Origin of the sequence: Paenibacillus sp. FSL H3-0286, from assembly GCF_045040705.1 — a bacterium.
Lineage (GTDB): Bacteria > Bacillota > Bacilli > Paenibacillales > Paenibacillaceae > Paenibacillus_AQ > Paenibacillus_AQ odorifer.
The window spans coordinates 1,171,887-1,185,075 of sequence record NZ_CP150285.1 but is presented as its reverse complement, the minus strand read 5'-3'; the positions used below and the strand labels follow the sequence as shown (position 1 = coordinate 1,185,075).

The 13,189-nt window shown below is 45.2% G+C and carries 11 protein-coding genes; 2 read left to right on the top strand and 9 right to left on the bottom strand.

Annotation, left to right across the window (positions count from 1 at the left end; translation table 11 throughout):
* Positions 1–204 precede the first annotated feature (204 nt).
* Both MHB37_RS05090 and MHB37_RS05085 read right to left on the bottom strand, forming a co-directional pair.
* A complete protein-coding gene (locus tag MHB37_RS05090) occupies positions 205–1,413 on the bottom strand; it encodes an MFS transporter (protein WP_405169009.1) in 1,209 nt (402 codons plus the stop codon).
* Between the two features lie 141 nt (positions 1,414–1,554).
* Positions 1,555–4,137 carry an S-layer homology domain-containing protein gene (locus tag MHB37_RS05085; protein WP_405169008.1) on the bottom strand — a complete coding sequence of 861 codons (2,583 nt, stop codon included), beginning with the start codon at positions 4,135–4,137 and terminating at the stop codon, positions 1,555–1,557.
* A 264-nt stretch (positions 4,138–4,401) separates the two neighbouring features.
* Here MHB37_RS05085 and MHB37_RS05080 point away from each other — a divergent pair, with 264 nt between their 5' ends.
* A complete protein-coding gene (locus MHB37_RS05080) occupies positions 4,402–5,379 on the top strand; it encodes a tRNA-dihydrouridine synthase (protein WP_076129221.1) in 978 nt (325 codons plus the stop codon).
* A gap of 138 nt (positions 5,380–5,517) precedes the next feature.
* Here the strand turns inward: MHB37_RS05080 and groL are convergent, their stop codons facing one another.
* The 7 genes from groL to MHB37_RS05045 all read right to left on the bottom strand — a co-directional run bounded on the left by groL (position 5,518) and on the right by MHB37_RS05045 (position 10,995).
* Positions 5,518–7,149, bottom strand: a complete 1,632-nt coding sequence (gene groL, locus MHB37_RS05075) for a chaperonin GroEL (RefSeq protein ID WP_036676504.1) — start codon at positions 7,147–7,149, stop codon at positions 5,518–5,520.
* Positions 7,150–7,227: 78 nt separating this feature from the next.
* Positions 7,228–7,509 carry a co-chaperone GroES gene (groES, locus tag MHB37_RS05070; RefSeq protein ID WP_036676506.1) on the bottom strand — a complete coding sequence of 94 codons (282 nt, stop codon included), beginning with the start codon at positions 7,507–7,509 and terminating at the stop codon, positions 7,228–7,230.
* 512 nt (positions 7,510–8,021) lie between these two features.
* Positions 8,022–8,789, bottom strand: a complete 768-nt coding sequence (tatC, locus tag MHB37_RS05065) for a twin-arginine translocase subunit TatC (RefSeq protein ID WP_038568942.1) — start codon at positions 8,787–8,789, stop codon at positions 8,022–8,024.
* Between the two features lie 143 nt (positions 8,790–8,932).
* Positions 8,933–9,175, bottom strand: a complete 243-nt coding sequence (locus MHB37_RS05060) for a twin-arginine translocase TatA/TatE family subunit (protein WP_036676510.1) — start codon at positions 9,173–9,175, stop codon at positions 8,933–8,935.
* Between the two features lie 139 nt (positions 9,176–9,314).
* Positions 9,315–9,800: a molybdenum cofactor biosynthesis protein B gene (locus MHB37_RS05055; protein WP_036676512.1), complete on the bottom strand. Its 486-nt coding sequence runs from the start codon at positions 9,798–9,800 to the stop codon at positions 9,315–9,317.
* An 85-nt stretch (positions 9,801–9,885) separates the two neighbouring features.
* Entirely contained in the window at positions 9,886–10,356 is a 471-nt protein-coding gene (gene moaC / locus MHB37_RS05050) for a cyclic pyranopterin monophosphate synthase MoaC (protein ID WP_405169007.1), read from the bottom strand.
* Positions 10,357–10,359: 3 nt separating this feature from the next.
* Positions 10,360–10,995, bottom strand: a complete 636-nt coding sequence (locus MHB37_RS05045) for a 5-formyltetrahydrofolate cyclo-ligase (RefSeq protein ID WP_405169006.1) — start codon at positions 10,993–10,995, stop codon at positions 10,360–10,362.
* A gap of 244 nt (positions 10,996–11,239) precedes the next feature.
* On the opposite strand from MHB37_RS05045, the gene MHB37_RS05040 reads away from it, so the two are divergent.
* Positions 11,240–13,180 (top strand): ABC-F family ATP-binding cassette domain-containing protein, encoded by a 1,941-nt coding sequence (locus MHB37_RS05040; RefSeq protein WP_076129226.1) that lies wholly within the window; start codon positions 11,240–11,242, stop codon positions 13,178–13,180.
* The last annotated feature ends 9 nt before the right edge of the window (positions 13,181–13,189 follow it).

Here is a 13,189-nt window from a genome sequence, read left to right as displayed (position 1 = left end):
ACTTTAAAAAAAGATCTTTTTCTACTGTACAAGCTCTTTGGTGGATAGCATCGAGTTTTTTATCTTCACTTTAAATATCTTTAACTTAAGATAAGTTTAGCACTGAATCTGTAGGAAGTCAACGCTTTGAAGCTTTCCATATAAAAAAGGCTCCACACAAGTTCAATGAACTCGTATGAAGCCGGGATATTTTATATCATCTCATTAGGTTAAGTTATGATGCTGAGTGATGACCGCTGCTTGGCTTTGATGATCCATCTTATAACATATCAACGTAATCACACAGGCCAATATCGCCAGGATGGCAGCAGCTACAGGAAGAGAGATTAATCCTCCATGCCCGGCAACCACTCCACCGATCGCGGACCCGCCTGCAATTCCCAGGTTTGAGGCTACTGGATTCAATGAGGCAGCAAGATCCTTCGTTTTTGGTGAGAACTGCTTAGCTAAGTCAATCAAATAGAGCTGCGCAGGGGCGCTCACAATACTCGACATCATGGCTAGAGTCATTAGCACAATCATTCCTAGAATGGAAACAGATGCGGTCATACTAAAGATAACATAGACCACAGCTTGGATAAGGAACACGAATCTCAGCTTACTAACCGCATTCCCGGTCGCAACCTTGCCACCAATCCAGTTGCTGACAATCGTGGCAATTCCGTATACAAACAGCACACCGCTAACTGAGCTTTTAGGAACGTTCATGACTTGCTCCAGTATAGGTGTAATGTAAGTGTACATCACAAATACGGCTCCCACTGCCGTAACCGGAATGAGAAATGCAAGAATAACGCGGCCGTTTGTGAGCAATCCGATCTGATCCTTGAGTGAGCTAGGCACAGGTTTCGGTAATTGGCGTGGAATATAGATATAATTTAGGACTATGGCAACTCCAGCTAATATCCCATTCAGAACAAACGCTGCTGGCCAATTAAAAAACTGCCCGACGAAAGTACCGATCGGCACACCAAAAACATTCGCAATAGCAAAACCACTCAAAATTGTAGCAATCGCTTTGCCTCTCTTCTCCTGATCAACCGCTTCATTCGCTACCGTAATGGCTACAGAAAGAACAAAGCCACATAGTATGGCAGTAACTATTCTAGTCACCAGCAGCATACTGTAAGTTCCAGTTACAGCACTCCACAAATTTAGCAGTAAAATCAATACAAGTGATACAAGAATCGTAATCCGTTTCGGAACACGGCTGCACAAGGACATCATAATTGGTGTGCCAATGGCATAAGAAATCGCGAAGCCAGATACCAATCCCCCGGCTGTCGCAAGCGTAACTCCGAGGCTTGAGGATATTTCAGAGAGTAAACCAACAATAATATACTCCGTCGTACCCAGAATAAAAGCCATAAAAGTAAACGAGAAAATCAATGCGTTCTGACGTGTTGTTTTCATGGTGCTCTCCATCCTGTTTATCTCTATTTTTATATGAACATACCTTACTCATAATACTCATTTAGACTATATTGAGCAATCCTATTTTTCATAAAAAAGAAGCTTCCCACAAGTTCAAAGAACTCATGAGAAGCTTCTAGTTTAAGCCGGTGGCAAAATAATTAAGGTAATGACTTGTTCCTCGGAATAAGATCTGGCTGTTCCAGGTCCATCCGCATCTGCTTTGAACTTAATGAGATAGGTCCCGGGTGCCGGCATCACTTTATTATGAAGTTCAAAAGCGATATCCGAAACACCTATGTTACTTCCTGTGAAAGTTAACGTATGCCCATTATTGCTAATTTGATCACTCGTCGGATGTGTCCATCCACTAATGGTATAATAGTCGTTTGTGGTAAAGGTAATGCCTTCCAGCGTTACCTGAATTTCAGCATTCGTAAAGCTTTCTCCGGAGAAAAAGTCGAAGCGAATGCGCGATTGTGTAGAACCCGTTATCAGTTGTTTTGTTTTTGAACCGCCACCTCCGTCAAAGCCATATATAGAGCTAGTAACCGTAGGTGTGGTCAGAATACCATTAACAAGCTCAATCGTAACCGCATGTACAGCATTCTTCGCTGATTCATTATTGGATGAATCCTTAGCGGTAATCACGAAACGATACGTTCCTGCGTTCAGATCCCCAATATTGGCCGCACTCACAGATCCATCTGCTGCACTAGTGCCTAATGCGAGGGCTGTTCCTAATTCGTCGGCATCTACTTCACCGTTCTCATTCGCATCCGTCCACAGGTAGGCTTGTACCGCTGCTCCTTGCTCGCCGATGGCTCCCGCTAACCCGCGAAGCTGATCTTGTGTCCCGTTGTAGTTGTCGATCGCTTCGAACTTAGTTGCGTCCACTACTGGTGCACTCGTATCCGGAACTTCGTTTTTGCTTAAGGTCACCGTAACCGCATGGGCAGCGTTCTTCGCTGATTCATTATTGGATGAATCCTTAGCGGTAATCACGAAACGATACGTTCCTGCGTTCAGATCCCCAATATTGGCCGCACTCACAGATCCATCTGCTGCACTAGTGCCTAATGCGAGGGCTGTTCCTAATTCGTCGGCATCTACTTCACCGTTCTCATTCGCATCCGTCCACAGGTAGGCTTGTACCGCTGCTCCTTGCTCGCCGATGGCTCCCGCTAACCCGCGAAGCTGATCTTGTGTCCCGTTGTAGTTGTCGATCGCTTCGAACTTAGTTGCGTCCACTACCGGTGCACTCGTATCCGGAACTTCGTTTTTGCTTAAGGTCACCGTAACCGCATGGGCAGCGTTCTTCGCTGATTCATTATTGGATGAATCCTTAGCGGTAATCACGAAACGATACATTCCTGCGTTCAGATCCCCAATATTGGCTGCACTCACAGCTCCGTCTGCTTCGCTGGTGCCTAATGCGATGGCTGTTCCTAACTCATCGGCATCTACTTCACCGTTCTCATTCGCATCCGTCCACAGGTAGGCTTGTACTGCTGCTCCTTGCTCGCCGATGGCTCCCGCTAACCCGCCAAGCTGATCTTGTGTCCCGTTGTAGTTGTCGATCGCTTCGAACTTAGTTGCGTCCACTACTGGTGCACTCGTATCCGGAACTTCGTTCTTGCTTAAGGTCACCGTAACCGCATGGGCAGCGTTCTTCGCTGATTCATTATTGGATGAATCCTTAGCGGTAATCACGAAACGATACGTTCCTGCGTTCAGATCCCCAATATTGGCCGCATTCACAGATCCGTCTGCTTCGCTAGTGCCTAAAGCGATGGCTGTTCCTAATTCGTCGGCATCTACTTCACCGTTCTCATTCGCATCCGTCCACAGGTAGGCTTGTACCGCTGCTCCTTGCTCCCCGATGGCTCCCGCTAACCCGCGAAGCTGATCTTGTGTCCCGTTGTAGTTGTCGACCGCCTCGAACTTGGTACTTTCAACCATAGGTGCATTTGTATCTGAATTGCTGCTATGCTCACTTTGCGAAGAGGAAGATCCTCCAACAACAGGAGTAGGCACTGTTACCGGCTCTTTACTCGGTTGAGCAGTTGGGGTGGAGGCGGGCTGCTCAGTGTTTCCGTTCTCCTTAAACTTCAGAAACTTAGAAGCTACTAGAGCTACGGCCTGACGATCTACTTTGGCATCAGGATTAAAAAAATTATTATATCCGGTAATCAATCCATATTCCACAGCGGCAGCTATAAAATCCCTAGAATAATCAGCAATTTGGCTACTATCAGCAAATTGCAAAGTTCCAGCTTTACCCGTAGGATTGACCCCCAATGCTCTCACGAACATGACGACCATATCCTGACGTGATAAATTTTGCCCCGTACCGAAAAGATTACTGCCTGTACCCTTAATCAATCCGGCTTTGACAGCTGCCTCTACATAGCTGTATGCATAGTTGCTTGTGGGAACGTCCAGAAAGGTTGGCAGTGCAGGAGGGTTTGAAACATCCAGCTTTAATGTCTTTGCTAAAATAATTGCAAAATCCTGCCTTGTAATATTCGACGTAGGATAGAACTTACTCTCTCCGACACCGGTCACTATCCCCTGATCGAATAGCTCAACAATCGCTTTCTTTGCATATGAGCCATCAATATCAATAAAGGAAGCCGCTGCCGATCCTTTGGTCGGCATAATGATAGGGCTTGATAATACAGCAGCAGCCAATATAGAGCTTATCCATTGCTTTTTGTTCACTTGCTTATCCCCCTGTTCTTTGGATGCGTTATGTCGTTTGTCTATAATCGATTCGTTAACACGATTCGACTTTATATTACAAACTTTTCATCTACAGGATTATAACAAGTATCAATAAACAGATTATAAACAAATAGCCGTGGATGAACATTCTCATATCATTGATTCTGTGCATCAAACGAAAAAAAATGATACTATGTATGATGGGTATAGGACTTTGCTATCCTTATATCGTTTTTATATATTACAACAAGAGGAGATAATATGAGTAACGAACAAAACTTTTGGCTTGATTTACCGAAGCCGTTTTTTATATTAGCGCCCATGGAAGATGTCACAGATGTTGTATTTCGGCACGTCGTTAGTGAAGCTGCAAAACCCGACGTATTTTTCACAGAATTCACAAATACAGAAAGCTATTGTCACCCTGTAGGAAAAGACAGTGTACGTGGTCGATTAACGTTCACAGAAGATGAGCAACCGATTGTCGCTCATATTTGGGGTGATAAACCCGTATTTTTTGAACAGATGAGCATTGATATGAAAAAACTTGGTTTTCGTGGTATCGATTTAAACATGGGGTGCCCAGCACAAAACGTCGCATCGAATGGAAAAGGTGCTGGATTAATAAAACATCCTGAAGTTGCAGCAGAAATTATTCAAGCAGCAAAAGCAGGTGGATTGCCGGTTAGTGTTAAAACAAGATTAGGATACTCTGATATTGACGAGTGGCGCGACTGGCTAGGACATATATTGAAACAAGATATTGCGAACCTTTCCATTCACCTTCGTACAAAAAAAGAGATGAGTAAAGTAGAGGCACACTGGGAACTAATCCCTGAAATAAAAAAATTACGCGATGAAATTGCTCCAAATACGTTGTTAACTATTAATGGAGATATTCCTGACCGCGCAACAGGATTAAAATTAGTAGAACAATACGGCGTTGATGGAGTCATGATTGGCCGCGGCATTTTCACCAATCCATTTGCCTTTGAAAAAGAACCTAAAGAACACAGCGCGAAGGATTTTCTCAATTTACTTCTTTTACAGCTGGATCTTCACGATAAATATTCAAATGAACTCGAGCCACGTTTATTTAAACCACTTCTTCGCTTTTTCAAAATCTATGTTCGTGGATTTAGAGGCGCAGGCGAACTAAGAAATCAATTAATGGATACAAGATCAACTGATGAAGTACGTCGTTTAGTAAAAACTGTTTTAGAGCAAGAATTAGATTAAATTATACCCACAAAAAAAATGAGAGACCTCTCAAAAGTTCAATGAACTTATGAAAGGTCTCTCATTTTTGTACTATGTGGTCAAATGGTGTTTCCTCTCAAGGAAACTCATCATCGAATTGCTTCGATAATGATTTCCTTACATCATGCCGCCCATTCCACCCATGCCGCCCATATCTGGCATGCCGCCGCCTTTTTCAGGCTCAGGCTTGTCAGCGATAACTGCTTCAGTAGTCAAGAACATAGCCGCTACGGATGCAGCATTTTGAAGCGCGGAACGAGTTACTTTAGCAGGGTCAACGATACCCGCTTCGAACATGTTCACCCATTCACCAGTAGCAGCGTTGTAGCCGATACCTACTGCTTCTTTTTTCAAGCGGTCCACGATTACGGAACCTTCTTGACCAGCGTTAGCTGCGATGGTGCGAATTGGCTCTTCCAACGCGCGAAGCACGATGTTAACGCCTGTTTTCTCGTCGCCAGTTACGTCTACAGCAGCAACAGCGTTATATACGTTCACAAGAGCTGTACCCCCACCGGATACGATACCTTCTTCAACCGCTGCGCGAGTTGCGTTCAGGGCATCTTCGATGCGAAGTTTGCGCTCTTTAAGTTCAGTTTCAGTTGCAGCGCCAACTTTGACAACGGCTACGCCGCCAGCCAATTTAGCCAGACGCTCTTGCAATTTCTCTTTGTCGAACTCGGAAGTTGTTTCTTCCAGTTGAGCACGGATTTGGCTTACGCGTGCATTGATGTCCGCTTTGTCGCCGCTTCCGTCTACGATTGTTGTGTTTTCTTTAGTTACGCGTACTTGACGTGCGTTACCCAGTTGTTCAATGGAAGTGCTCTTCAGATCAAGACCGAGCTTCTCAGTGATCACTTGGCCACCAGTCAGGGCAGCGATATCTTGCAGCATAGCTTCACGACGGTCGCCAAAGCCAGGAGCTTTAACAGCAACAGCGTTGAATGTTCCACGCAGTTTGTTCACGATCAGCATAGCTTGTGCTTCGCCTTCGATATCTTCAGCGATAATAACAAGCGGTCTAGCTTGTTGAACGATTTTTTCAAGCAATGGAAGAATTTCTTGAGTGCTGCTGATTTTTTTATCAGTGATCAAGATGTATGGATTCTCCAAAACAGCTTCCATTTTATCTGTATCAGTAATCATGTATGGGGAAATGTAACCACGGTCGAATTGCATACCTTCTACTACTTCAAGCTCAGTAGCGAATCCACGGGATTCTTCAACAGTGATAACACCGTCTTTACCTACTTTTTCCATAGCTTCAGCGATCAATTGACCTACTTCATCGTCAGCAGCAGAGATAGCAGCTACTTGAGCGATAGCTTGGGAATCTTCGATAGGCTTAGCGATTTTTTGCAATTCTTCAACAGCTGCACGAACCGCTTTGTCGATACCTTTACGGATAACCATTGGGTTAGCACCAGCAGTTACGTTCTTCAGACCTTCGCGGATCATAGCTTGAGCCAGAACCGTTGCAGTTGTAGTACCGTCACCGGCTACATCATTAGTCTTAGTAGCAACTTCTTTAACCAGTTGAGCACCCATGTTCTCGAATGCATCTTCAAGTTCGATTTCTTTAGCGATCGTTACACCATCGTTAGTGATGAGTGGGCTACCAAATTTCTTCTCAAGCACCACGTTGCGGCCTTTTGGTCCAAGTGTAACTTTTACCGCGTTTGCCAGAGCATCTACACCACGAAGCATAGAACGGCGAGCTTCTTCACTGAATTTAATTTCTTTAGCCATTGTGTAATTACCTCCTAGAATTTTTTGTATATCATATTACTTTAAGTAGTTTAGATTTAGCTTATGATCGACTCTTGCTTAGTCAAGAATCGCGTGAATGTCGCTTTCTTTCATAATCAAATATTCTTTACCTTCATATTTGATTTCTGTTCCTGCATATTTTGAGAAAAGAACACGGTCGCCTTCTTTAACTTCAAGCGCTACACGTACTCCATCTTTCAAAGCTCCGCTGCCTACTGCAATAATAGTTCCTTCTTGTGGCTTTTCTTTCGAGGAGTCCGGAAGCACAATCCCGAATGAAGTTGTTTCCTCCTGCTCGCTCGGTAGCACCAATACGCGTTCACCTAATGGTTTGATCATGAAAAAATAGCCTCCTTTAAAATTATGTTATTTTGCTTCAAAACATAGTTTAGAACTTACCGGTCAAGCTTAGAATGCTGTGATGTTCTTGAAAAATATCAATGGAACCCTGCTAATCTCCAGCCCATCTCCTATTTTTCAAGAGCGTTAGCACTCAACAGCGTGCAGTGCTAACAACAATTTTTATGATACTCAACTTGAGCCCGGATTTCAAGTCTTTTTACACAAATTCGTATTAGTTTTCGCAAAAAAATACGTTTCAATGCTTGTCCAAGCACACACTCTATTACATTGTATCCACGGGTTTTGAAAATATGCGTAGGATTCCAGCGCTTTCCTCTCACCCCTTATAGATATGAACGTTGCTAGAATGGTTAGACCTTTGCATCTAATGATCCTGATCGATCGATAACAATTACTTACTAAGTGTATTCAATCCAACTAATGAAATCAACTTATAGCAAAAAAGCTGCCACATTCGTAGAAAATCTACTTAGCGGCAGCCTCTCTCCTCACTCTTGCTTCTGAACATACCGTTCATCCCGTGCCGCGTCCGCAGCAAGTTGCTTGCGATAGACAAATGCAGATAAAAATACACTGAACTCATACAAAATGAGCAGTGGAATCGTCACCAGAAAGTCTGAGATAAAATCCGGGGGCGTGATAACTACAGCAATAAAAACAAGCGTGAAATAGGCGTACCGACGCATTTTACGCAAGCGTAGCGGGTTGAGTACTCTTAGTTTGGTCAGAAACATCACCAGCAATGGAAGTTCAAACAGCAATGCCAGCGGCAATACCAGGCTGAACATGAAGTTAAAATACTGTGCAATCCCGTAGGTCTCTTCCAGTCCCATGCTTCTGGTAATTGAGATCGTGAACGAAAGTGCCATTGGAAAAACAATATAATAAGCAAAAGAAAGACCGATAAGGAAAAGAACAAACACATAGGGAACATAACGAAGTGTCGCACTTCGCTCCTCCGGCCGCAGGCCCGGACTGATAAATGCCCACAGCTGGTAGGCAATAAACGGGACAGAAATCACTAGCGAAACGGCCATCGCGATCTTCATGTACATCCCAATGCCATCCCAGAATGAGAATGCATGCAGAACAAAACCTTGCGCCAGGTCCGTGCTAATCAAATAATCGTAAATAGGCTTTGCACAAAATAAACCGCCTATTAATCCAAGGACAAATACAATTAACACATAGATAATCCGTTTGCGCAGCTCGGTGAGATGATCCACCACCGACATTTCTTCCGATTTCAGAGACATCCAGACACCATCCCATGACAAGAGTAAAAAAGATAACACTAACTTTCTTCAAAGCAGTGTCCGTTGCTGCGGAAAGCAAAGAAAAAGGGGCGTCTCCTCAAGTCTAGTAGACTCCTGAGATTGCCCCATTGAAAGATCTTCTATTATTCCGGCAGGCGTTTGTCCTGAGGAATATCTGCAGCGACCGTTTGCGGGGCCGTCGGCACAGGAGCTTCGCTCTTCTTCACCGGTTCATTATCCCCGATGATTTCACGCGCGCCTTCCTTAAATTCACGGAAGGTTCGTCCAACTGCACGGCCTAGCTCTGGCAGTTTATTTGGGCCAAAGAGCAGAAGTGCCAGTATGACCAACAAAATAATACCAGGAGTACCAATTCCACTAAACATTATTATTCCTCCTTGTCCACCTGTCCGTTCATGGTATCGTTTACTTTAATTTAATAATACCATAACTTATGTCACAGTTACATCCACTTTCTTCTATAAATAGATTATCATTGTGACGTGACAAGAAGATGACAAAGGGTTATTGGCGGTATTGGCCAGTTACCATGAGCAGTGCTTCCGGTAATTGATCCATAATAGCTGCCAGATTCTCATGAACACCCTTCGGCGTTCCAGGTAAATTGACAATCAACGTGCGACCGCGAATGCCGCATATCCCACGAAAAAGCATAGCTGCACGGTTTTTTTGCATCACTGTGCTTCGCATAGCTTCTGAGAGCCCAGGCACTTCCCGTTCTACCACTCGTCGAGTAGCGTCCGGGGTTACATCACGAATTGCCAGATCTGTGCCTCCGGTGGTCAGTACCAAATCTGCCTGAAAATAGTCTGTCAGTTCAATCAAGGCTGCGATAATCTCATCTTGTTCATCGGGAACGATTCGATATTCAATGATCTCGCCACCTAGTTCCTCTTCCACCAGCTCCCGAATAACCTGGGCGCTCGTGTCTTCCCGTTCGCCCCTGGCCCCTTTATCACTGGCCGTTAGGATTGCTGTCTTCCACGCCATAGGTTTGTCCTTCCTCTCTATATGTATAGTTGGCTGTACAGTTCAGCCTGCTCGCCTCAGCGCTTCGAACAAAAGCAGCTGATACTTATTCGAGCGCATAATCTCCGTTCTTGCCCCCGCTCTTAGATACCAGAAGCGTCGGTCCGATAATCATATCCTTCTGAATAGCCTTACACATGTCGTACACCGTTAGTGCTGAGGCAGAAACAGCGGTTAAGGCTTCCATCTCTACTCCGGTTTTTCCTGTAGTACGGACTGTTGCTTCTATATAAAGTTCATCTTCGCTGTTATCGGAGAAGCTGATATCAATACCGGTAAGTGGCAGCGGGTGGCACATCGGAATCCAGTCTGACGTCTTCTTAGCCGCCATAATCCCGGCGATCTGTGCAACAGCAAGGACATCACCTTTGCTGATCTTGCCACTCTTAATGGCGCTCAGCGTTTCAGCAGCCATCTTGATCATACTCCGCGCGACAGCTGTCCGCTTCGTAATCTCCTTCTCACTCACATCCACCATACGAGCTCTTCCCTGCTCGTTGAAATGGGTCAATTCCATGGCTCACTCTCCTTTTCGGCAGTGCACTATACCATTTTCAGTAATCAGCATGTCCAGTAAAGCATCATGCTCATCCATCGGCACCCTTGGAACCAACTGCATGCCGTAAGCTAACCCGATCCATATCGGGGGCTGTGCGCTAACGTACCCGGCTTTCTCCCAAGACGCACGTAGCCGGTCATAGTATCCTCGACCGTAGCCAAGCCTGCCGCCTTGAAGATCAAATGCTAGCCCTGGTACGAACACAACAGCAGGTAGCTTAATCTCTTCAATCTCTAATAAATCTCTGCTGGAGACAATAGGTTCATGGATTCCATAAGCCCCCGGCTCTAAATCGCTCCATGCATTCACCGCGTGGACACTCATTTCACCACTTGCTGGAATTACACGCGGCAACAGCACCTTACGCTGATCTTTCCACGCCTGTGTGATAAGTGGGCGGGTATCAAGCTCTGAACGAAAAGACACATAGGCCATTAGTGAAGTTATACCCTTCGTCTCCAGCCACTCCAATGCATAGTGGCAGACTTCAGATGATAGTTTACTTCTCTGGTCCGAAGACAGCTCGTTTCGGGCGATGGTCTTCTCCGTTCGTAATTGTTGCTTTACTTTGGAGATCTCCGACTCCTTGCTGGACATTGTCGGCCTCCCCCTCTTATTCATCCCTAGCTTATCCTTGTTTGTAAATCCAGTTTACCACTCTTCTCCCCGGTTCGCCAAGGTGGATAGAACTGTGTTATCGGACTAGGTCGTTATTCCCTCCTTACATTAGATCGAACCCTCGCTTGGGAAACGCTTTTCATGTAAACTATAGAATAAGTTGTTCTTACGGCTGAGGGATAAATACCAAGGCGAAATATGCAAGGGTGGAGGTTTCATCGTTATGCTTCTTCAAGCGACAGGAATTACTAAATCATATGGTATACAGAACGTACTGGATGGCATAAGCCTACAGGTAAATGAAAAGGAACGTGTCGGGCTAGTGGGTGTGAATGGTGCCGGCAAATCAACTTTTCTACAAATTCTGGCCGGTGAGATGTCTTATGACAGCGGTCAAATTCATAAATCAAAAGAAACAACAATCGGATATTTAGCTCAGAATAGCGGACTGCAATCTGACAAAACCATTCATGAAGAAATGATGGCGGTCTTCGCTCCGCTGATCGAAGCCGAAACTGAGCTGAGAGAGTTAGAAGTAAGTATTGCTGATCCTAAGCTCGCGGAAGACCCCAAGCGGTACGAAGAACTGCTTGAACGATATGCGCGGCGCTCGGATTGGTTCAAGGACCACGGCGGCTATGAAATGAATACACGGATTCGCAGTGTCCTACACGGCATGGGCTTCAGTGATTTCCCACCAGATACACCCATTTCTACCCTTAGTGGAGGCCAAAAAACCCGGCTCGCGCTGGCCCGTATTTTGCTTCAGGCTCCAGATCTTCTGATGCTGGATGAGCCTACTAACCATCTGGATATCGAAACGTTAACGTGGCTGGAGGATTACCTCCGCAGCTATGCTGGCGGGATTCTGGTTGTATCCCATGACCGTTATTTCCTAGACCGTCTCGTGACCACTATTGTAGAGATCGAGCGGCACCAGTCCCGGCGTTATACGGGTAACTACAGTCGTTATGTAGATTTGAAGGCTGCCGAATATGAAGCACGGATGAAGCAATATGAGAAGCAACAGGATGAAATTTCTCGAATGGAGGATTTCGTTCAGAAAAATATTGTCCGGGCTTCCACCACAAAACGTGCGCAGAGCAGACGCAAAGCGCTTGAGAAGATGGATCGTCTAGATCGTCCAATGGGTGATCTGAAGAAGGCTAGCTTCTCCTTTGAGCCAGACTTTATGTCTGGAAAAGAGGTGCTTCAAGTGCGCAATGTTGCGGTTGCCTTTAATGAAGGTTCACCTTTATTCAAGGACGCTTCTTTTGAGCTTCGTCGCGGGGAGACTGCTGCCCTGATCGGTCCCAATGGTATCGGTAAATCCACACTGCTGCAGTGTATGACCGGAACCCGTGAGCCTTCTGCCGGAACGGTGAATTGGGGCACTAAAGTAAAAATTGCTTATTATGATCAGGAACAGACCCGCCTTAATCCACAAAATACGGTTATGGAAGAACTGTGGAGTGAATATCCAATGATCGAGGAAGCCAGAATTCGTACGATCCTTGGTAATTTCCTTTTTAGCGGAGAGGATGTTCTTAAGAAGATTTCCGCACTCAGCGGCGGCGAAAAAGCTCGGGTTTCCTTATCTAAACTAATGCTCCGCGGTGCAAATATGCTAATTCTCGATGAACCTACCAACCATTTGGATCTGGTCAGCCGTGAGGTTCTGGAATCTGCTTTAATTGATTTCGAAGGCACCCTGCTGTTCATCTCCCATGACCGTTATTTTTTGAACAAAATGGCGGAAAGGGTACTGGAGCTGCATCCCGAAGGGATCGACCAATACCTCGGCAACTACGATGACTATGTCGAGAAGAAACGAGAATTAGAAGAGATTGCAAAAGATGCCGCTGAACTAGCTACTAAAAACGTCAATAAGGACGCTGCTGTACCTGAAAAAAGCGCTGTAACCTCTTTTGAAGCAGACAAGCAGGCTAAGCGTGAAGAGCGTAACCGCAAACGGCGTATCGCAGAGCTTGAGGAGAACATCGCCTCACTTGAAGAATCAATCGTATTTATAGAGCATGAAATGACTAAACCTGAAGTTTATCAGGATTATTTAGCACTTCAAGGTTATGAAGAGGACCTGAAGAACAAAAAATCTCAGCTGACAGATTTCTTTAGCGAATGGGAAATCCTTGCTGACGAATAATGTAAACCC

What these genes read in the sequence shown, in the direction of transcription:
- MHB37_RS05060 (WP_036676510.1), bottom strand. Translation starts at nt 9,175, where the DNA reads ATGTTTAGTGGAATTGGTACTCCTGGTATTATTTTGTTGGTCATACTG.
- tatC (WP_038568942.1), bottom strand. Translation starts at nt 8,789, where the DNA reads ATGTCTCTGAAATCGGAAGAAATGTCGGTGGTGGATCATCTCACCGAG.
- MHB37_RS05040 (WP_076129226.1), top strand. Translation starts at nt 11,240, where the DNA reads ATGCTTCTTCAAGCGACAGGAATTACTAAATCATATGGTATACAGAAC.
- MHB37_RS05090 (WP_405169009.1), bottom strand. Translation starts at nt 1,413, where the DNA reads ATGAAAACAACACGTCAGAACGCATTGATTTTCTCGTTTACTTTTATG.
- groL (WP_036676504.1), bottom strand. Translation starts at nt 7,149, where the DNA reads ATGGCTAAAGAAATTAAATTCAGTGAAGAAGCTCGCCGTTCTATGCTT.
- MHB37_RS05055 (WP_036676512.1), bottom strand. Translation starts at nt 9,800, where the DNA reads ATGGCGTGGAAGACAGCAATCCTAACGGCCAGTGATAAAGGGGCCAGG.
- MHB37_RS05045 (WP_405169006.1), bottom strand. Translation starts at nt 10,995, where the DNA reads ATGTCCAGCAAGGAGTCGGAGATCTCCAAAGTAAAGCAACAATTACGA.
- MHB37_RS05080 (WP_076129221.1), top strand. Translation starts at nt 4,402, where the DNA reads ATGAGTAACGAACAAAACTTTTGGCTTGATTTACCGAAGCCGTTTTTT.
- groES (WP_036676506.1), bottom strand. Translation starts at nt 7,509, where the DNA reads ATGATCAAACCATTAGGTGAACGCGTATTGGTGCTACCGAGCGAGCAG.
- moaC (WP_405169007.1), bottom strand. Translation starts at nt 10,356, where the DNA reads ATGGAATTGACCCATTTCAACGAGCAGGGAAGAGCTCGTATGGTGGAT.